Origin of the sequence: Bradyrhizobium sp. CCBAU 45321 (assembly GCF_028128975.1) — a bacterium.
Lineage (GTDB): Bacteria > Pseudomonadota > Alphaproteobacteria > Rhizobiales > Xanthobacteraceae > Bradyrhizobium > Bradyrhizobium yuanmingense.
Genome location: NZ_LFKZ01000131.1, coordinates 370,608 through 388,867 on the forward strand (window position 1 = coordinate 370,608; position 18,260 = coordinate 388,867).

The following is an 18,260-nucleotide window of genomic DNA, read 5'->3' on the forward strand; positions in this document are numbered from 1 at the left end:
GGCCAAGAAGGATTCGCGCTGACGGAAGATTTTTTTGCGATCAGGCTCCGACCGCCTGATAGGCCAGGCGCTTGAACTCGAAGAAGAACGGATTCCAGAAGCCCATATAGCGCTGGGCCATCAGCACGCCCGCCGTATTGGCCTCGGGGCAAATCCACCAATGGGTGCCGGCCAGGCCGCCCCATTGGAATTCGCCGGTCGAGTTCGGCGGATCGAGCGGTGTCGGCGCGAAGGTGACGGCGCCGCCGAGACCAAAGCCCTTGCCGGGAATCGGCCCGAGATTGGCGAATCGGATGGTCTGGCCTGCGGGCAGCTGGTTCGTCATCATCTGCCGCAGCGTCTCCGGCTTCAGCAGCGCATCCGACCCGGGCAGCAGCGCACGCAACAGTGCGAGCATGTCCGGCAAGGTCGAGACCAGACCGCCGCCGCCCGAGAGCCGCGGCAGCGGCCGCCGATAGGCTTGCGGGTAAGGCAGATGGTCGGCCCGCGTGAGGCCGGGCTTCATGGGGTCGAGCACGTCGGCGCCGTTGTAGAGCGCGACCAGCCTGCCCTGCTGTGTCTCGGGGACATAAAAGCCGGTATCGGTCATCCCGAGGGAATCGAAGATGCGCGCCTTCAGGAAGGCGTCGAGCGGCTGGCCCGAGACGACCTCGACCACACGGCCGAGCACGTCGGTCGCCACGGAATATTCCCAGGCCGTGCCGGGGTGATAGGACAGCGGCAGGTCGGCGAGCTTGTCGATCATATCGCTGAGCGGCGTCAGCGGATTGAGCACGCGCGCCTCGTTGTAACCCTTGAACAGCACCGTGCCGGGATCGAAGATGCCGTAGCTGAGGCCGGAGGTGTGGGTCAGGAGCTGACGGATCGTGATCGGACTCTTCGCCGGCTCGACATCGGCAAGGCTCGAAGCGCCCTGCTTCAGCACCTTGCGATTGCCGAGCTGCGGCAGGAATTTTTCGACTGCGTCATCGAGGCCGATGCGGCCTTGCTCGACCAGCAGCATGATCGCGCAGGTGACGAAGATCTTGGTGTTGGAGAACGCGCGGAAGATGTGGTTTGGCCGCAACGCAGTGTTGGCCTCGCGGTCGGCAAAGCCGACGCATTGCTGATCGACCACCTCGCGGCCGCGCAGCACCGCCCAGGATACGCCGGGAATGATCTCCTGATCGACGTAGCGCTGCATCGCCGTCCGTACGGCGGAAAAATCAGGCGTCCTGGCGTCCATGTGCTCCCCCCAATTGTGGTTGAGATCGATATAGCGCGATTTCTCAGGATATGAAGCCCACGGTGCAGCTCATCCCTGCTTCATCAGCACAGTGACCTGCAGGCGGCGCCGTATCCGCATGCCCTGCCGCTGGTACAGCGCGATGGCAGACGTATTGCTCGCGAACACGTGCAGGAAGGGAATTTCGCCGCGCGCCTCGATCTGCCGCGCGATGGCGGCAAGCAGCGCCTGTGCGTATCCGCGACCGCGATGATCGGGATGCACGCAGACCGCCGTCATCTCGGTGAAATTGCCGGGCTTCATCCGCTCGCCGGCCATGGCGACCAGCTCGCCGCGGGCACGGATGCCGAGGAAGGTGCCGAGCTCGTGCGTCCGCGCCGCGAAGGGCCCAGGCTTGGTCAGCTCGGTCAGCGCCATCATGGCGGGAACGTCAGTCGCGCCGAGGCGGGCAATCTCGGCATCGTGCAGCGAGGCGTCGGCGGGCGAGCCGATCATCTGCTCGCCGGGCTCGGCGAGCAGCACCTTGAAGCCGGCGGGAATTTCGACCGGCTCGGGCGTGAACAGCACCGCAACTTGCGAGCCCGACATGAGATCGCCGAGCGCCGCAAAACTCGTTGCGGACATGTCCGCCAGATCGGCAAATGGCGCCATGTCCACGGGATAGCGCAGAGCCCGCGGGCCGCCCTCGGCGAGATGCTTCTGGCTCGTCGTCAACGCGCTCCAGATCGGGCGATCCAGCAGCGCTTCATCACTCGCGGACATCGGCCTAATCCTTGTCGAAGCTGACGATCACGGCCGCATTGGCGATCAGGATGGGATCGTTGGCCACTTCCGTGGCCGAGGGGATCTCCAGCCCGCCCTTGACCGCAGTGACGGTCACGGTGCCGTAAGGCAGTTCCTTGGCGACGGCTTCCTTGTCGACGGCTTCTGGATTCGGCACGCCGATCGTGACATCCACGAACATGTCGTTCGCGGTCTTGCCGATCATCCGGAAGAAGCCGAGGCTGGAATGCCTGATGGCATCGGAGACCGCGCGTTTGGCCGCCTTGGTGGCGTCCCTGCCGTGGACGTCGACGCCCATGCCCATCTCGGTGACGCAACGAATGCGGGTCATTTTCAAGGTCCTGTGGTGGTTGGATCGGGTGGTTGCGAGTGTCGGCGATCGGGCTGCGCGAGACAAGTGGAGTTGTCAGATCAACGGAGGGTCTCCGCCACAGTCTCCGTCATTGCGAGCGCAGCGAAGCAATCCAGACTGCCACCGCGGAAAGATTCTGGATTGCTTCGCTGCCGCTCGCAATGACGAATGTGGAAACAGTTTGCATCGTCAAATCACGCCTTCGCCTTATGCGACCGCAACTCGTCGACGAGCACGCGCACATTCTCCGAATAATCGATCGGGATCGAGACCAGATGCACGCCGCCCTCCCTGAAGGCGGCATCGAGCGTCGGGCCGAAGCTGTCGATGCTTTCGATGCGGTGACCTTTGGCGCCATAAGCCCTGGCGTACAGCGCAAAATCCGGATTGCCAAAAGTCATGCCGTAATCGGCAAAGCGGTCGACTGCCTGCTTCCAGCGGATCATGCCGTAGGCGTTGTCCTCCAGCACCAGCACGACCAGGTTGAGCTTGAGGCGGACCGCCGTCTCCATCTCCTGGCTGTTCATCATGAAGCCGCCGTCGCCGGCAACCGCAAGCACACGGCGGTCAGAATAGAGCATCGCGGCCATCATCGCCGACGGCAGGCCGGCGCCCATGGTCGCCAGCGCATTGTCGAGCAGCAGCGTGTTGGCGACGCGGGTGCGATAGTTGCGCGCGAACCAGATCTTGTACATGCCGTTGTCGAGCGCGACGATGCCGTTCTCCGGCATCACCTGGCGGATGTCGTGCACGATACGCTGCGGCGTCGGCGGCCAGCGCGCCTCGGTGGCGCGATCGGCGATGTGAGCAAGGATTTCCTCCCGCAACGGCAGCAGCGCCGCCGCTTGCGGCAGCTTGCCTTCGAGCCGATCCGCCAGCAGCTCCAGACTCGGGCCGACGTCGCCGACGACCTCGGCGTCCGGAAAGTAGACCTGCTCGACGCTCGCCGGCGTGTAGCTGACGTGAATCACCTTCGGCCCCGAAGGGCCCATGATGAATGGCGGTTTCTCGATCGGGTCGTGGCCGATTGCGACGATCAGGTCGGCCGCGTCAATGGCATCGTGCACATAGTCGCGCTCGGACAAGGCGGCAGTGCCCATGTAGAGATTGGTGCCGCCAGGCACGGTGCCCTTGCCCATCTGCGTCGTGAAGAACGGAATGCCGGTCCGCCGCACGAAGCTTGCGATGCCGTGTGTCGACCGCGGCCGGCTGGTCGCAGCGCCCATCATCACCAGCGGGCGCCTTGCGGCCATGATCATCTCGGCGGCGCGGTCGAGCGCGGCGCGATGAGCAATCGGGATTTCGATCGGGTGAACGGGGATCACCGGGACATCAGGCACTTCGTCGCCGGCAACGTCTTCGGGCAGTTCGAGATGCACCGGCCCGGGCCGCTCCTCCATCGCGACGCGAAAGGCGTCGCGCACCACGGTTGGAATGCTGGAGGCGCTGACGATCTGCCGCGACAGCTTGGTCAGCGGCTTCATGGTCGCGACCACGTCCACGATCTGGAAGCGGGCCTGCCGGCTGCTCATGATCGGCTTCTGGCCGGTGATCAGGATCATCGGCATGGCACCGAGATGCGCATAGGCGGCGCCCGTCGACAGGTTGAGAGCACCCGGGCCGAGCGTCGACAGACAAACGCCGGGCTTGCCGGTCAGCCGCCCGTGGGTTGCGGCCATGAAGGCCGCGGCCTGCTCGTGGCGGGTCAGGATCAGCTCGATTCTCGAAGCACGCAGCGATTCGACAAGATCGAGATTCTCTTCGCCGGGAATGCCGAAGATGCGGTCGACACCCTCATTCTCCAACGCCGCGACGAAAAGGTCCGATCCCTTCGCTTTGCGTTCCATCCCGCCCAATGTCGCCTCCGCTCGTTGTGAATTCAGACTCCCCGAGCGGCCGCATGGTAACGGCTCGCGACACGAGAACAACTCACAAAGAGGCGCGCAACTGCAACTCGATCAGCTCTCGCTCGATTGACAAGCCGCGATACCTGACTAAAGTCAGATATCATGCTCGATCCCGCCGCCCGCGTCCGCCGCTTCAACCGCGCCGTCACCTCTGCCGTCGGAGCACTCGATACGTCGTTTCTCGGGCGCGGCCGGCCGCTGAGTGCCGCGCGCGTGCTCAATGCGATCGGGCACGGGCGATCGGACGTGGCGGAGATCCGCGACTATCTCGGTCTCGATTCCGGGCTGATGAGCCGGCTGCTCCGCAGCCTCGAGGACGAAGGGCTGATCGAGACCATCGCGCACGAGGACGATGCGCGGCGGCGTATGGCAAAGCTGACGCGGGCGGGCCGGCGCGAGTTCACAGCCTACGAGGCACTGTCCAACGCGCAGGCCGAAGGCCTCCTCGCGCAACATTCGCAACGCGATGCGTTGCTGGCGGCGATGGACCTGATCGCCTCCGCGCTGACGCGCGAGCGCGTCGCGCTGGACGAGATGGATCCGCGCTGCGAGCAAGCGCGCTACTGCCTCGGCGAGTACTATGCCGAGCTCGGCCGCCGCTTCAGCCAGGGCTTTGACGTCTCGCTGTCACGCGACCCCGACGCCAATGACATGCGCCGGCCGCGCGGCACATTCCTCGTTGCGATGTCGGATACGCTGCCGATCGGCTGCGTCGGCTTGAAGGGCACCGATCACGGCTACGCCGAGATCAAGCGGCTGTGGGTCGCGCCCGCCGCGCGCGGGTTGCGGCTCGGCCGCCGCCTGATGGATGCGGCCGAGAGCGCCGCGCGCGAGTTCGGAATCGCGCTGCTGCGGCTCGACACCAACAGCGCACTGCCCGAAGCCGGCCGGCTCTATCGCAGCACGGGCTGGCGCGAGATCCCGCGCTTCAACGACGATCCCTATCCGGACCTCTTCTTCGAAAAGCGCCTCTGACGCTGGACCGGTTCGCGGTCCTCGCGCGTTGGTCGAGGCCGTGGGAGCTTCGATATGATGAGAGACGACCTCGCCGACATCTACCGCGCCTACATCGCTTGCCTGAATCGGCGGGATTGGCCGGCGCTCGGACAATTCGTGCATGATGATGCCGCCCACAACGCGCGGCCGCTCGGGCTCGACGGCTATCGCGCGATGCTGGAACGGGATGTTCGGGAGATCCCCGATCTGCAGTTCCAGATCGAGATGCTGATCTGCGATCCTCCCCGCATCGCCGCCCGATTGAAGTTTGACTGCACGCCGGTCGGGGCATTCCTCGGTCTTGCCGTCAACGGGCGGCGCGTGTCCTTCTGCGAAAACGCCTTCTACGAATTTCACGACGGCAAGATCCGGCAGGTCTGGTCGGTGATCGACAAGGCCGCGATCGAGGCGCAGCTGTGACGCCGCGCCTCGATCTCGAATTCACGCCGCCGCCGGCGCCACCTCGCCTTGCGGCTTTGGGAAGGGGCGGAACGTCATCGCCATCAGGAAGGCCCCTAAGCCCATCGCCCAGGAGGCAATGTAGAGCCAGGCATAGCTGGAGAAGGCGTCGTAGATCAGGCCGCCGGCGAGCGGGCCGGTCGCCATGCCGAAGCTGCCGGCCATCGCCGTGCCGCCGATCACCGTGCCCATCATCTTGAGCGGGAAGTTCTCGCGGATCAGAACGGCGTAGAGCGGCATGGTGCCGGCATAGATGAAGCCGAAGATGGCGCCGACCGCATAGAACGTCGTGAGCTGTTGCGCGAAGACATAGGCGAGCGCGCCGAAGGCCTGCAGCAGCAGGCCCGAGACCAGCACGCGCTTGGCGCCGAAGCGGTCGCCCATCAGGCCGAAGGCGATGCGCCCGCCGAGGCCGGCAAATCCCTCGATGCTGTAGATCGTCACCGCCGCGACAAGCGGGATGCCGCAGCTCACGGCATAGCTGACGGTGTGGATGATCGGGCCGGAATGCGTCGCGCAGCAAAAGAAGTTGGTGGCGAGCAGGATCAGGAATTGCGGCGAGCGCAGTGCCTCGCCCATCGACATCTCGCTCTCGGCAGCGCCTGCCGGTGCGGCCGGGCCTTGCGCGAGCGCCGGCGGACGGCGCACCAGGAACGAGACCGGGATCATGATGGCGCCGACCACGAGCGCGATGATCTGCATCGAGGTGCGCCAGTCGTGGCCGGAGACGAGCCAGGCCGCCAGCGGCGACATCGTCATCGGCGCCATGCCCATGCCGGCCGAGACCAGCGACACGGCGAGGCCGCGATTGGTGTCGAACCAGCCGGTGACGGTCGCCATCATCGGCGCAAAGATCGCAGCGCAGGCGGCGCCGACCAGGAGGCCGAACACGATCTGGAACACGAGAAGCGACGTGGCGTGGCTCGCCGCAAACAGGCTGAGCGTCAGCACGACCGATCCCGTCAGCACCACCGGCAGCGGCCCGAACCGGTCCGTCAGCGTGCCCCAGGCCATGCTGGTGAAGGCCATCGCCAGAAAGCCGATCGTCATCGCGCTGGAGATGCCGGTCACCGACCAGCCGGTGTCCTTGGTGATCGGCTGCAGGAACACCGGCAGCGAAAACATGCCGCCGATCGCGACGCAGCCGAGCAGGCCGCCGGCGGCGACGATCACCCAGCGATAGTTGGACGAAGTCATTTCAGTCTCCCGTCAGGTCTGTCTCGCGTGGAAGACGAATGGGAACTGCGCCGGCCGACAGACCGACGTCGTTTTTGCCGCACGCTTTCGTGACCTGCCAGCAGAACTCGAAAAACAACCCCATGCACAGTAGCCGGCGCTAGCGGGATCAATGACTTACCTACCAGGAACGACCAGCTCAGCGGCTCCCCTGTCCTCGTGCGACATCATCACAGATCGGTTTGACACGTCGGGCAAAACAGCCGCAGAATGACAGCATCCCACAGATATTGATCTGGTCCGATGTTCATCGTGACGATGCCTCGCGCCGCCGCGATCAGGCCGCGCGGCTGTGCTTCACGGTCTGTTGGTTGATTGCAGGGAGTCCCACATGCCAAAGATCGACGTCGCCACCGTGCCGGCCCGTAAGGGCTCCGGCTATCCGGCGCCCTTCAGCGCGCCTTGCGCCGAGCGCGTTCGCAAGCGGCTTGGCGACGCCGGAGGCCTGTCGGATTTCGGCGTCAACCTGATGCGCCTGCCGCCGGGCGGCTGGTCGAGCCAGCGGCACTGGCATTCGCACGAGGACGAGTTCGTCTACATTCTCGAAGGCGAGGTGACGCTGATCGAGGATGGCGGCGAAACCGTGCTGCGCGCCGGCGATTGCGCCGCCTTCCCCAAGGCCAGCGGCAACGGCCATCACATGATCAACAGGTCGAGCGCAACGGCGGTCTATCTCGAGATCGGCTCACGCTCGCCAGCCGACCTCATCACCTGCTCCGACATCGACATGATGAGCCCGGCAGCGGACGGCCGCTTCCTGCACAAGGACGGCACACCTTATCCGTAAGTGACATAGCGTCTCAGAGCGCCGCACTACGGCGCCAGCTGCCAACCGTGAGCCAGACCGCCGAGACCAGGAAGTAGATCGCGCCGACCGCGGCATAGCCCGCGACATTCGCAATCGACGGCACCGCGGGCATTGTGGCTTGGAAGACGAAGAAGCCGCCCGCCAGGGCCGACTGGCCACCGCTGAGCACCATGGCCCATTGCGCGCCGAAACGCTTCCAGCGCCGCACGGCCGTGCCGAGCTGAAGCAATCCGGACAGGATCGCCCAGGCTCCGAAGATTCCGAGCACCCAGTTCATGCTGACCTGCAAGGCCACGATGACCGCGATGGTGGTCGCGAGGCTGACAAGCACGTTCAGGCCTTGCGTGGGGTTCTGGTTCAAGCCGCCACTCCTGAGCGCGTCGAGATAGTTGGCGGCGGCGTCCCAGGCCGGATAGGCGACGAGCAACGTCGCTGCGATCGCCGCCGACGACGGCGCAATCGCGAAGGCCGCAATGACCCACGCGGTGGACAATGCGGCACGCACGAAGTAGTACTGTTTGAGCCATTGCGCCTGGTCGGCCGAGTTCAAAACCATCTCGTTGCTTCTCATTGTCTGCTCCTTACCTACTAGTTGGTAGTTTACGTGCTACGCCGAAGCGCCGCCCTGCCGGGCTTGGACAGGCCTCGTCAGTGCCTGGTGGAAAGCCGCTCCAGCAGCGGCCGGGTGATGGTGCCGAAGATTTTTGGATCGCCATAAGCGCGCGCCGACAGCATCGCGCCGTGAACGGTCGCCATGAATCCCTCCGCCTCGGCCCGCGCCGTGCCGGAGAGATGGAGCCGGCCTTGCCGCTTGCCGCGCTCCATCACCGAAGCCAGCCACGACGACACGGAGCGGAAGTGGGCGCGGACTTCGAGCGCGACTTCCTCGGGCAGGATGGGAAGCTCGCTGGCAAGGAGCGCGCAGACGCAGAACGGAGCCGTCGCATCCTTGATGCACGTCTCCCAATACGCGACATAGCTTTTCAGCTGCTCGGCGGGATCGGCGACATTGCGCTCGAGCACCGCCAGTCCCGCCTGGGCCTCCTCGCGATAGCGCGCCACGAGGGTGCGGACCAGGTCGACCTTGCTGGCAAAGTGATGGTGGATGCTCGGCTTGCGGATGCCGACGACATCGGCGATGTCGGCGTAACTGAAGCCGTTGTAGCCGCCGGCGATGATCAGCGAGCGCGCACAGGCAAGAATGTCGTCGGCGGTCGAGGAAGCGTTGCTCATGACGCTAAGCTACCTTCCAGTAGGTAGGTGGTCAAGCGGGAATGCTTCAATGATCCGTGAGTGAGTGGTAGGAGCCTGCATGACCATTCGGCCGATCGTCCGCTACCCCGACCGCCGGCTCGCGAGCCCTGCCCGCCCCGTCACCGCGTTCGACGATGGCTTACGCCAGCTCGCGCAGGATCTGCTCGACACGATGCGCGCCGCGCCCGGCATCGGCATCACGGCGCCGCATATCGGTGTGCCCTTGCGCGTCGTGGTGCTCGAGCTCGACGCCAAGGACGGCCCGCAGACCTACGTCAATCCGGACATCACATGGGCTTCTCCCGAGATGATCATGCATCGCGAAGGCAGCGTCTCGATGCCGGGTGTCAATGACGAGGTGCAGCGACACGCGCGCGTGCACATCAGCTATCAGGACCTCGATGGCAACGTGCACACCGAGGAGTCGGAAGGCTTGCGCGCCGTCTGTCACCAGCATGAGATCGACCAGCTCGACGGCCTATTCTGGATCCAGCGGCTGTCGCGGCTGAAACGGGAACGGCTGGTCAAGAAGTTCGAGAAGATGCAGAGACCCTGACGACCGGCTAAGTGAATTCGCTATGCGCCAGCGCGGAGGCCGGGCGGGCGAACTGCGCCAGCGGTCCACGCTTCGCGCAGCCGCTGGCTCCTCACCCGCTCAGATCATCCCGCTCACCGGGGCACAGGCGTGTTGAGCAATTGCTGCTCCCATAGATACGCGATGCCGCTCCCGCCGGCATGTTCCGTGATCACCTTCGTGAGCGCGACAGCTTGATCGATCCGAGCCCAGTCGCGCTGCCATTCGGCAGCGACCGCCAGCCAAGTCATCATATTCACGCCCGCCGCGATCATGCGCTGGATTGCCACCTGATGGGCCTCCACCGAAACGGCGCCAGACGCGTCGGTGACCACCGTTACATCCCAGCCTTCGCCGCGCGCCTGGATCGCCGGCATGGCGACGCAGATCTCGGTCCACAGGCCAGCGATGATGAGCTGCTTGCGGCCCGTGGCCTTGACCGCGTCCACCACCTTTCGATCTTCCCAGGTGTTGATGAAGGTCCGGTCGATCACCTCCTGGCCGGGGAAAACCTCCGTGATCTGAGGGAAAAGCAGACCACCCCGTTCAGCGATCAACGTGGTCAGGATCGTGGGGACGCGGAAGGCTTTTGCGGCCTTGGCCAGACCTGCCGTATTGTTGATCACCATCTGTGGTTCATGGCTGTTCACGTTCGCAAGCTGGTAAGGCTGGTGGTCAATCAAGACGAGCACTGAATCTTCGGGGCGGAGAAGCGAAGCAAGGCCGTTACGAAAAGTCATCTTTGCATCCTTTACTGCCGTCGTGAGCGGCATTGGTTCGGAGGCGCACGTCAGCAGCGACGTAGCCCGACACTGACATTGGCGTTCCCGAATGCGATACGATAGTGTGCCGCCGCGGAACGCTGTGTCGCCGAATGGGGAACGCTGTTGGATCTCGAAGAAATACGGACATTCGTCGAAGTTGCCGACGCCGGAGGAATTTCATCCGCTGCGGCCCGGCTGGGGGTCGCGAAATCGATCGTCAGTCGTCGGCTTCTCCGGCTCGAAGCGGAACTTGGCGTCCAACTTCTTGCAAGAACGACCCGCGGGGCCGCTCTCACGGAAGCCGGCCTCACTTTCCGAGACTATGCAGCCAGGGTCCGCGCCGAGATCGATGCAGCGAGGGAAGCGATCCTACCCGCCGGAGAGCTGCGCGGCCGCTTGCGCGTTGCAGTGCCGCTTTCTTTCGGCCCGACCCACTTCGCTCCCATCCTTGCAGAAATGGCCCGCCGCCATCCGCATCTCCAGATCCACACCTGCTACAGCGATCGCTTCGCCGATCTCATCGCGGAGGGCTATGATTGTGCGATCCGGATTGGCTATCTTCAGGACTCCAATTTGATTGCGAGACGCATCGGACCAATCCACGGGAAGCTTCTCGCGAGCCCTGACTACATCAAGGCCAACGGATCGCCGGAGTCGCCGGAGGAGCTCGTCGCCCATGAGGCGCTGATGCAAGGCACCGAAGCGTGGCACCTCATGGATGGCGACAAGATCATCACGGTTCGTCCGCAGGGACGCTTCAAGGCCGACAACGGCACAGCTCTCCTCGCCGCCGCAACGGCAGGACTCGGGATCGCCTACCTTCCCGACCGCCTCACCCATGAACATGTCGCGTCCGGAGCGCTTGTGCCGGTGATGACGCGCTATCCCCCGCCTCCGGCGGGTGCCTATGTGATCCGCACTCCGGGCCAGCATCCCGCACGGAAGATACGGGTTCTCACCGAATTGCTGATCGAGTATTGCGAGCCGGGCCCGCATCCTGCGTGAACTCGCTCCTTCACCACCAGATTCGCAACTCCCTCAAGCCCTCTTGCCGCTCCGCCTGGTGATCGGCGCTTTGCGACGCTCGCGTTTGCCGCGGGCGATCTCCGTTGCCAGCGCGTCCAGCTTCGGCTCCCAGAACGTCCTGAACTGGCCGACCCAGGCATCGACCGCTTGCAGCCCGGCCGCGTCGACCGAATAGAGACGCCTTTGCGCCTCGGCCCGGACGCTCGCAAAGCCGCTCTCGCGCAGCACCTTGAGGTGCTGCGAGACCGCCGCCTGGGTGATGCCGAACTCGGCACCGATGACTTCGACGACCTCGCCGGATGCCAACTCACCGGGCGCCAGCAGCTCGAGGATGCGGCGGCGCACGGGATCGGCGAGGACTTCGAAGGCGTGCATCAGCTTCCGGTGCCGGGATGAACGATGTCGGGCGGCATCTCGCCGCGGTAGAACGCGATGGTGCGGTCCGAGCGCTGCCTCGCCTCGTCAGGATCGACCCCGCTTGCGACATGCGCCGCACGCCAATATTCGCCGCTCGTCGTCATGAATTCCTTGCCCTCGGGCGAGACCATCCAGGCCTCCGCCGTTTCATGATCGACCGATGCCCCGGTCGCAAGATATCGCTCCAGTCCCGCAAGCGCGAGGTCCCAGCCGATACCGACCGCACCCGGACCGAACTGATTCCAATGATCCTCGATGATCGCGGTGTGCTCAAGCGTCAGGCGCGCCTGGCTTCGCTCGGCTGTCAGGCTGACGTCGATCCAGCTCGTCGCACCGCCGAATTCCCAGGTCGCGGCGAAATGGGTCGGCGGCGTACAGGACGTGATGGTGCCGCCGGCATTGCCCTTGACCTGGTAGCGTCCGCCGAGCCGGAGGTCGCCCTCGACCGGCGCAAACCATCGCGGGATCCGCTCCCTGCTGGTCACGGCGTCCCAGAGATCGTCCACGCTGGTGTCGTAGAGCCGCGTCAGCGTGACCGCGCTGGCCGGCTTGCCGTCTCTCTCGAAGCTCCTCACCGAGCGCGTCACAAGCCCCAAGACCCTGGCGACGTCGATCTGCATTTCGGTTCTCCCTGTGGTCCATCTGCCGACAAATATCGACCGCTACTAATATAAGTCAATACTTATATTTCGTGCGTTCCCGCTGCGTCAACCTCCCCGCGAGCGGAACCAAACAACGACCACGGCGTCTATTGGTGCCCTTCCAGCCCCACAAGACGGAAAGACCGCATGAAAGTTCGCAAATTCGCCATCGCTGACGCCTCGCTCGAGCGTTCACCGGGACAGGACGCCGACATCTTCGTTGCCAACATGGTCGACCAGCGCCACGGCGGACCTATCACGATCGGCTTCGGCCGCTACGCGCCGAACCAAAATCTCAAGGAGACGATGAAGGTCGACGATGTCATGATCGTCCTCGAAGGGAAGCTGTCGGTCACGAGCGACGGCAGCACCGTGACCGCGGGGCCCGGCGAGATCGTCCATATGCCGAAGGGCGAGACGGTCACGATCCGCTCGCACGAGCAAGGCGCCGTAACCGCCTATGTCACCTATCCGCATTGGCAGGAGGCGCGCGACTGAGGCACGAGCTCACCCGCGGCCCATCCCTCGAGACGCCCGCCTCTGGCGGGCCCTCAGGATGAGGTCTCGTCTTGCGGCCAGCATGGTGAGGAGCCCGCACAAGCGGGCGTCTCGAACGATGAAGGCCGAGGTCGCTACTTCAGCGGCAGCTCGTAGGGCGGATTAGCCGAAGGCGTAATCCGCCATCTGCTAACACGGCGCGACGAGAGATGGTGGATTACGCCGGCGGGCTGCGCTTCGCGCAACCGCAGGCTAATCCACCCTACCCGCCCGCCATCAGCGCCTTCGCCAGCGCCATATACGCCGGCAGCGTCACGGGATCGTTGGCGGCGTTGCCCGCCATGGGATGCGAGGCGTAGCGGGCGATCACCATCTCGGCCTTGGGATCGATGTAGATGCCCTGGCCGTAGACGCCGCGCGCCATGTAGGCGCCGTGGTCGTTGTGCGTGACCCACCATTGATTGCGGTAGGAGGCGCCCGGCAGCGTGGTGTAGCCGGCCGGCTTGAACTTTTCGGGGTCGCCGCCGCGCGCGATGTCCTCGACCACCTGCGACGGCACGATCTGGCGGCCGTTGAAGCGGCCGTGATTGCGCATGGTCTCGCCGAAACGGGCGAGATCGCGCAAGGTCGTGGAGAGACCGCCGCCGCCGCTCTCGGTGCCGATGCGGTCGACGTGATAATGCGCATCCTCCTCCGCGCCCATCGGCTGCCAGATCCGCTCGGACAGGAGGTCGGACAGCGTCAGGCCGCTGGCACGCCGGCAGATCCACGCGAGCACGTCGGTGTTGACGGTCTTGTAGGCAAAGGCCTTGCCGTGCTCGCCCTGCTTCTTCTGCGCGATGAGGAAATCGAAGATATTGGTCGGGCCATCATAATCCGTCGGGATCGGCGCCATGCCGTTGGCGCGCCTGAGGCCCCACACGTCCGAGTTCTTGTCGGTATAGACTTCCGTGTAGAGCAGCCCCGTGGTCATATCCATGACCTCGTGCACGCGCGCATCGCCGAACGCGCTTGGCTTCAGCTCCGGCACGTAGTCCGTGACGGGCGCCTGCGGATCGATCCTGCCCTCGGCGACCAGAATCCCTGCGAGCACGCCGGTGAACGACTTGGTCACGGACATGCCGATATGCGGCTTGTGCGGCTTCAAGGCGCCGAAATAGCGCTCATAGATCAGCCTGCCCCGATGCAGCACCGCGATGCCGTCGGTGTAGGTCTCCTCCAGCATCTTGTCGAAAGTCATGGGCCGGCCGTCCATCGTGGTCGAGGCGACCGCGCCGATCTCCTGCTCCGCACGCGGCAGAGGTGATGCCGGCCCTGCCCCGCGCCAGACGTTCACCGTGGGCACCAGCTGGCGGATGTTGCTCCAGGCCCAGCGCAGCTCGGGGAAACTGCGGAAGGAGCCGTCGTGGAAGGTGATGAGGCGGTCGGCGGACGGCGGGAAGCCGCGCATCCAGCCGAGGGTTTCGGGGTCGGTGGAGGTGGCGGGCGGGTTGGACGAGACGGACATCAACACGGGCTCCTGGGGAAGCGATGTTGAGGTCTTAGCATAGCAGAGCGTGCCGAAGCAGTCGTACTAGGGAATCAACTTCAATCTCCTCGCGATAGATTTGTAGTATGCATCACCCAATGCAACGGCATGGGCGGTCTTCAGCTTGGCAATCTGAGCTGGCGGAACAGCTGAATTGCGAAGAGCCGAAAGCAAGCAAAGAAACTTGGCGTGGGTAATTCCCGTGCCGCGCGATGGATTTGGCACCGCCAACGCACTGAACATCTGCTTAAACACTCCGGGGTCTTGCGAAAGATTGATGTGGAACTTGTACGCCGCCCGCACTCCGCTGTTCAAAGTTCGATCGAGCAGCGACTTGAACGCCACTTCCTCCACAGAATTGTAAAATACCGGAAAGAATGACGCCACCAAGCGTCCAAGCCGCTCATGCGGAACCCAGGCACGCTCCGTATCTAAGAGTGTTTGCAAGATATCTTTCGTACTTCCATACTTCGACTGCAGCCAAAGCTTTCCGTAGAGTCCGAAATAGTTGCTATCATTGCAATCACCAATTATTTGCTGAATGAACTTGTGACAACTTCTTGTCTTGTTGAGCGTTTCCACTAAGTGATTTGCCATCTCTACAAGAGCCGCATCATCAATTAAAAGTCCCGAAGAGACGGAATTTGCCAACGCGCCGGCGACCGATGGAGTTAACGGTCGACTTCTAATCAAACTGTAGACATTCTCGCGAACGGAAGGCCTCAGTTTGACCAATTGCTCAATCGTCTCCGATTTCACCCTTGCGTTTGTCTGACTCGCCAGTCCCAGCCATCGCTTGAGAACTTTTTCGCCATTACCCTTGTCGAATGCCTTGCTCTTGATCCCCCGGCTTAGCCGAAGCTCGATCACTCGGCGCTGACGATCGAGCGGTAGCCCATGCTTTTTCCGATACTCCACACTGGCTTTAACCGAATCCAACCGCGCATTCTCAAAAATACGAAAATGCCTGATCGCCTCGCTGCGCGTAAGTATAGAGGTCTTGCCGCTGTTCAAGCGCACCTGCTTAGTCTGCAGCACAAGATCAACCGACTTCAGCACCTCCTTCGCGTCAACGATTGTGTCCACCCCAATATCGATATCGTCCATATAGCGCACGAAATCTCGGTTGGGGTTACTAGCTAGAAAGGCATCAAGCTCGTAGAGGAAGCAGTGCGCGAGCAAACGAGGCGCATCCAGATTGACCTGCGGGAGACCAACTTCAATCCGAGGCGTATAGTCTGGCTGCCAGAGGAGGTCACTGAGGACGTATATCAACATATCAATTACGCACTCCTCGACACCACTTATGGGAGCTATGGCGTTTCGAAGGTGGACGTACGAGATACTGTCATAGTAGTTCGCGATATCGGTCACGACTACAAAGTTGCGAGCCTTAGAGAATTTGAAGAGCTCCTTTTGGAAGTTGAGCCATGCTGCGAACGTGCCATAGCCGTGAGGTATCGACGAGAACGTATGATCCTTCGGCTCGAAGAAGGATTTTGTTGTCGGAGCCTTTCCTTTAATCTCACTGTAGAGAGCGTCGGAAAGGCACTGAAGAACAATTGCATCTCTGATAGTCGGAATGACAAGTTGCCGACAAAGCCCTTTGCTTTTCTCCACCAAGATGCGCTGCGCTTTCTGAGGCACATAGTCCCCAGAGAGAATTAGATGAGATAGCTTCTTACTCTCCAGTTTGATCGCAATGTGAAAATCGAAGTTCTCGATCCCATCGTTGATGAACTGGTCTCTCATCGAAATTCGAACTTTCTCCTTCCAAATTCGCTCGATGTTTCCTGACGAAAAAATTGCGCGAAGTTTCGCAGCACGGATGTCGAAACGAGGAGATTTCATGTCCCTACAGTACTATAAAATCTAAGATTGAATTTTTACTGGATCATTTTTTCAAGGCGAGTGCAAACGATCTACTTCGAGGAAGGTATTCGCCGAATATGCGACCTTGGCAAACAATTGCTGACGCACGCGAGTCAACACGGGCGGGGACACGTACCCGCACCGTCAATTCATCTTGCTACAGTCCCGACCTTGGCAGCAAATCATTGCAATGGCCGAACAGCCGCTGAAGGAGGACTTTTCCCCTACTCCCACTCAATCGTCCCCGGCGGCTTGCTCGTCACGTCATACACCACCCGGTTCACGCCCTTCACCTCGTTGATGATGCGCGTCGCCGTCTCGCCCAGAAACTTCATGTCGAACTGGTAGAAATCGGCGGTCATGCCGTCCGTTGACGTCACGGCGCGGAGGCCGACCACATAGTCATAGGTACGACCGTCGCCCATGACGCCGACCGTCTTCACCGGAAGCAGCACGGCAAAAGCCTGCCAGATCTCGTCGTAGAGGCCGTGCTTGCGGATCTGGTCGATGTAGACCGCATCCGCCTTGCGCAGGATGTCGAGCTTGTCCCTGGTGATCTCGCCGGGGCAGCGGATGGCGAGGCCCGGGCCCGGGAACGGGTGGCGGCCGACGAAGATTTCGGGAAGGCCGAGCTCACGGCCAAGCTTGCGCACCTCGTCCTTGAACAATTCGCGCAGGGGCTCGACGAGCTTCATGTTCATGCGCTCAGGCAGGCCGCCGACATTGTGGTGCGACTTGATGGTGACGGAGGGGCCGCCGGTGAAGGAGACGCTCTCGATCACGTCGGGGTAGAGCGTGCCTTGCGCCAGGAAATCGGCGCCGCCGATCTTCTTGGCCTCAGCCTCGAACACCTCGATGAAGAGGCGGCCGATGGTCTTGCGCTTGGCTTCAGGGTCGGTGACGCCCTCGAGTTCGCCGAGGAATTGCCTGGAGGCATCCACGTGCACGAGCGGGATGTTGTAGTGGTGGCGGAAGAGGTCGACGACCTGCTCGGCCTCGTTGAGGCGCATCAGGCCGTGGTCGACGAAGACGCAGGTGAGCTGGTCGCCGATGGCCTCGTGGATCAGCACGGCCGCCACGGACGAATCGACGCCGCCGGAGAGGCCGCAGATCACCCTGCCCTTGCCGACCTGCGCGCGGATCTTTGCGATCTCCTCCTCGCGGAAGGCGCGCATGGTCCAGTCGCCAGTGAGGCCGGCGATCTTGCGCACGAAGTTGCGGATCAGCTTTGCGCCGTCGGGCGTGTGCACCACTTCGGGATGGAACATCAGGCCGTAATATTTGCGCTTCTCATCCTGGATGATCGCGAACGGCGCGTTCGGCGAGGTGCCGGCGACCGAGAAGCCCGGCGGCATTTTTGTGATGCGGTCGCCATGGCTCATCCAGACCTGGTTCTTGCTGCCTGACGACCAGACGTCCGCGAACAGCTGGCTCTCGGCCTTCACCTCGACATCGGCGCGGCCGAATTCGCGGTGATGGCCGCCCTCGACCTCGCCCCCGAGCTGGGCCGCCATGGTCATCTGGCCGTAGCAGATGCCCATCACCGGCACGCCGGAGTCGAAGATCAATTGCGGAGCGCGGGGCGAGCCGGCCTCGTGGACCGATTCCGGGCCGCCGGACAGGATCACCGCTTTCGGCTTCATCTCCTCGAAGGCGGCTTCCGCCTTGTTGAACGGGACGATCTCGCAATAGACGCCGTCCTCGCGCACGCGACGCGCGATCAGCTGCGTCACCTGGCTGCCGAAGTCGACGATGAGAATCTTGTCGTGCGCCGAGGCCACCGAGGGCGTCGACGCGGAGCGGTCGTTCTGTGCTGCTGTCATGGCCAGCCAATACGCTGGTGCGGTCCGGGCCGCAACCGCGGTCGCGGCGGGCCCACATGCTTCTTTGGGCATGGACAAGACGACATATATAGGTAAG

The 18,260-nt window shown here is 63.1% G+C and carries 19 protein-coding genes; 6 read left to right on the forward strand and 13 right to left on the reverse strand.

The genetic code is table 11. From position 1 onward, the window contains the following. Positions 1-40: 40 nt before the first annotated feature. From ACM43_RS37340 to ACM43_RS37355, 4 genes are all read right to left on the reverse strand, one after another. Positions 41-1,225 (reverse strand): serine hydrolase domain-containing protein, encoded by a 1,185-nt coding sequence (locus tag ACM43_RS37340; RefSeq protein WP_271547103.1) that lies wholly within the window; start codon positions 1,223-1,225, stop codon positions 41-43. Between the two features lie 69 nt (positions 1,226-1,294). Next, positions 1,295-1,987 (reverse strand): GNAT family N-acetyltransferase, encoded by a 693-nt coding sequence (locus ACM43_RS37345; protein WP_271547104.1) that lies wholly within the window; start codon positions 1,985-1,987, stop codon positions 1,295-1,297. Between the two features lie 4 nt (positions 1,988-1,991). Next, the gene (locus ACM43_RS37350) at positions 1,992-2,339 is read right to left on the reverse strand and encodes a Lin0512 family protein (protein WP_128262042.1); all 348 of its coding nucleotides are present in this window, start codon (positions 2,337-2,339) and stop codon (positions 1,992-1,994) included. A gap of 215 nt (positions 2,340-2,554) precedes the next feature. After that, on the reverse strand, positions 2,555-4,207 hold the full coding sequence (locus tag ACM43_RS37355; RefSeq protein ID WP_271547105.1) for an acetolactate synthase large subunit: 1,653 nt from the start codon (positions 4,205-4,207) through the stop codon (positions 2,555-2,557). Between the two features lie 162 nt (positions 4,208-4,369). On the opposite strand from ACM43_RS37355, the gene ACM43_RS37360 reads away from it, so the two are divergent. Further along, entirely contained in the window at positions 4,370-5,242 is an 873-nt protein-coding gene (locus ACM43_RS37360; RefSeq protein WP_271547106.1) for a bifunctional helix-turn-helix transcriptional regulator/GNAT family N-acetyltransferase, read from the forward strand. Positions 5,243-5,296: 54 nt separating this feature from the next. Continuing rightward, on the forward strand, positions 5,297-5,683 hold the full coding sequence (locus ACM43_RS37365; RefSeq protein ID WP_271547107.1) for an ester cyclase: 387 nt from the start codon (positions 5,297-5,299) through the stop codon (positions 5,681-5,683). Between the two features lie 21 nt (positions 5,684-5,704). Here the strand turns inward: ACM43_RS37365 and ACM43_RS37370 are convergent, their stop codons facing one another. Next, positions 5,705-6,919, reverse strand: coding sequence for an MFS transporter (locus tag ACM43_RS37370; RefSeq protein WP_271547108.1), 1,215 nt, complete (start codon positions 6,917-6,919; stop codon positions 5,705-5,707). 370 nt (positions 6,920-7,289) lie between these two features. On the opposite strand from ACM43_RS37370, the gene ACM43_RS37375 reads away from it, so the two are divergent. Then, positions 7,290-7,745, forward strand: coding sequence for a cupin domain-containing protein (locus ACM43_RS37375; RefSeq protein WP_271547109.1), 456 nt, complete (start codon positions 7,290-7,292; stop codon positions 7,743-7,745). 13 nt (positions 7,746-7,758) lie between these two features. Here the strand turns inward: ACM43_RS37375 and ACM43_RS37380 are convergent, their stop codons facing one another. Together ACM43_RS37380 and ACM43_RS37385 are read right to left on the reverse strand one after the other, a co-directional pair. Next, positions 7,759-8,337 carry a DUF308 domain-containing protein gene (locus ACM43_RS37380; protein WP_271547110.1) on the reverse strand — a complete coding sequence of 193 codons (579 nt, stop codon included), beginning with the start codon at positions 8,335-8,337 and terminating at the stop codon, positions 7,759-7,761. A gap of 77 nt (positions 8,338-8,414) precedes the next feature. Beyond that, a complete protein-coding gene (locus ACM43_RS37385) occupies positions 8,415-8,999 on the reverse strand; it encodes a TetR/AcrR family transcriptional regulator (RefSeq protein WP_271547111.1) in 585 nt (194 codons plus the stop codon). Positions 9,000-9,078: 79 nt separating this feature from the next. Here ACM43_RS37385 and ACM43_RS37390 point away from each other — a divergent pair, with 79 nt between their 5' ends. Further along, positions 9,079-9,576 (forward strand): peptide deformylase, encoded by a 498-nt coding sequence (locus ACM43_RS37390; RefSeq protein ID WP_128262050.1) that lies wholly within the window; start codon positions 9,079-9,081, stop codon positions 9,574-9,576. A gap of 113 nt (positions 9,577-9,689) precedes the next feature. On the opposite strand, the gene ACM43_RS37395 is transcribed toward ACM43_RS37390, so the two are convergent. After that, positions 9,690-10,334, reverse strand: coding sequence for a hydrolase (locus tag ACM43_RS37395; RefSeq protein ID WP_271547112.1), 645 nt, complete (start codon positions 10,332-10,334; stop codon positions 9,690-9,692). Positions 10,335-10,481: 147 nt separating this feature from the next. On the opposite strand from ACM43_RS37395, the gene ACM43_RS37400 reads away from it, so the two are divergent. After that, complete coding sequence (locus ACM43_RS37400) at positions 10,482-11,363, forward strand: LysR family transcriptional regulator (RefSeq protein ID WP_271547113.1); 882 nt, start codon at positions 10,482-10,484, stop codon at positions 11,361-11,363. Between the two features lie 33 nt (positions 11,364-11,396). Here the strand turns inward: ACM43_RS37400 and ACM43_RS37405 are convergent, their stop codons facing one another. Then, positions 11,397-11,759, reverse strand: a complete 363-nt coding sequence (locus ACM43_RS37405; protein WP_271547114.1) for an ArsR/SmtB family transcription factor — start codon at positions 11,757-11,759, stop codon at positions 11,397-11,399. Continuing rightward, positions 11,759-12,421 carry an SRPBCC family protein gene (locus ACM43_RS37410; protein WP_271547115.1) on the reverse strand — a complete coding sequence of 221 codons (663 nt, stop codon included), beginning with the start codon at positions 12,419-12,421 and terminating at the stop codon, positions 11,759-11,761. Before ACM43_RS37410 ends, ACM43_RS37405 begins: the two co-directional genes overlap by 1 nt. Positions 12,422-12,589: 168 nt before the next feature. Between ACM43_RS37410 and ACM43_RS37415 the strand changes: the two genes are divergently transcribed. After that, positions 12,590-12,940, forward strand: a complete 351-nt coding sequence (locus ACM43_RS37415) for a cupin domain-containing protein (protein WP_271547116.1) — start codon at positions 12,590-12,592, stop codon at positions 12,938-12,940. A gap of 262 nt (positions 12,941-13,202) precedes the next feature. Here the strand turns inward: ACM43_RS37415 and ACM43_RS37420 are convergent, their stop codons facing one another. The 3 genes from ACM43_RS37420 to guaA all read right to left on the reverse strand — a co-directional run bounded on the left by ACM43_RS37420 (position 13,203) and on the right by guaA (position 18,163). Beyond that, the gene (locus ACM43_RS37420) at positions 13,203-14,447 is read right to left on the reverse strand and encodes a serine hydrolase domain-containing protein (protein WP_271547117.1); all 1,245 of its coding nucleotides are present in this window, start codon (positions 14,445-14,447) and stop codon (positions 13,203-13,205) included. A gap of 66 nt (positions 14,448-14,513) precedes the next feature. Beyond that, the gene (locus ACM43_RS37425; RefSeq protein WP_271547118.1) at positions 14,514-16,319 is read right to left on the reverse strand and encodes an RNA-directed DNA polymerase; all 1,806 of its coding nucleotides are present in this window, start codon (positions 16,317-16,319) and stop codon (positions 14,514-14,516) included. Positions 16,320-16,564: 245 nt separating this feature from the next. Next, positions 16,565-18,163 (reverse strand): glutamine-hydrolyzing GMP synthase, encoded by a 1,599-nt coding sequence (guaA, locus tag ACM43_RS37430; RefSeq protein WP_271547119.1) that lies wholly within the window; start codon positions 18,161-18,163, stop codon positions 16,565-16,567. Positions 18,164-18,260: the final 97 nt, after the last annotated feature.

Coding starts and splice junctions, on each gene's coding strand:
- ACM43_RS37340 (WP_271547103.1), bottom strand. CDS start 1,225: ATGGACGCCAGGACGCCTGATTTTTCCGCCGTACGGACGGCGATGCAG.
- ACM43_RS37345 (WP_271547104.1), bottom strand. CDS start 1,987: ATGTCCGCGAGTGATGAAGCGCTGCTGGATCGCCCGATCTGGAGCGCG.
- ACM43_RS37350 (WP_128262042.1), bottom strand. CDS start 2,339: ATGACCCGCATTCGTTGCGTCACCGAGATGGGCATGGGCGTCGACGTC.
- ACM43_RS37355 (WP_271547105.1), bottom strand. CDS start 4,207: ATGGAACGCAAAGCGAAGGGATCGGACCTTTTCGTCGCGGCGTTGGAG.
- ACM43_RS37360 (WP_271547106.1), top strand. CDS start 4,370: ATGCTCGATCCCGCCGCCCGCGTCCGCCGCTTCAACCGCGCCGTCACC.
- ACM43_RS37365 (WP_271547107.1), top strand. CDS start 5,297: ATGATGAGAGACGACCTCGCCGACATCTACCGCGCCTACATCGCTTGC.
- ACM43_RS37370 (WP_271547108.1), bottom strand. CDS start 6,919: ATGACTTCGTCCAACTATCGCTGGGTGATCGTCGCCGCCGGCGGCCTG.
- ACM43_RS37375 (WP_271547109.1), top strand. CDS start 7,290: ATGCCAAAGATCGACGTCGCCACCGTGCCGGCCCGTAAGGGCTCCGGC.
- ACM43_RS37380 (WP_271547110.1), bottom strand. CDS start 8,337: ATGAGAAGCAACGAGATGGTTTTGAACTCGGCCGACCAGGCGCAATGG.
- ACM43_RS37385 (WP_271547111.1), bottom strand. CDS start 8,999: ATGAGCAACGCTTCCTCGACCGCCGACGACATTCTTGCCTGTGCGCGC.
- ACM43_RS37390 (WP_128262050.1), top strand. CDS start 9,079: ATGACCATTCGGCCGATCGTCCGCTACCCCGACCGCCGGCTCGCGAGC.
- ACM43_RS37395 (WP_271547112.1), bottom strand. CDS start 10,334: ATGACTTTTCGTAACGGCCTTGCTTCGCTTCTCCGCCCCGAAGATTCA.
- ACM43_RS37405 (WP_271547114.1), bottom strand. CDS start 11,759: ATGCACGCCTTCGAAGTCCTCGCCGATCCCGTGCGCCGCCGCATCCTC.
- ACM43_RS37410 (WP_271547115.1), bottom strand. CDS start 12,421: ATGCAGATCGACGTCGCCAGGGTCTTGGGGCTTGTGACGCGCTCGGTG.
- ACM43_RS37415 (WP_271547116.1), top strand. CDS start 12,590: ATGAAAGTTCGCAAATTCGCCATCGCTGACGCCTCGCTCGAGCGTTCA.
- ACM43_RS37420 (WP_271547117.1), bottom strand. CDS start 14,447: ATGTCCGTCTCGTCCAACCCGCCCGCCACCTCCACCGACCCCGAAACC.
- ACM43_RS37425 (WP_271547118.1), bottom strand. CDS start 16,319: ATGAAATCTCCTCGTTTCGACATCCGTGCTGCGAAACTTCGCGCAATT.
- guaA (WP_271547119.1), bottom strand. CDS start 18,163: ATGACAGCAGCACAGAACGACCGCTCCGCGTCGACGCCCTCGGTGGCC.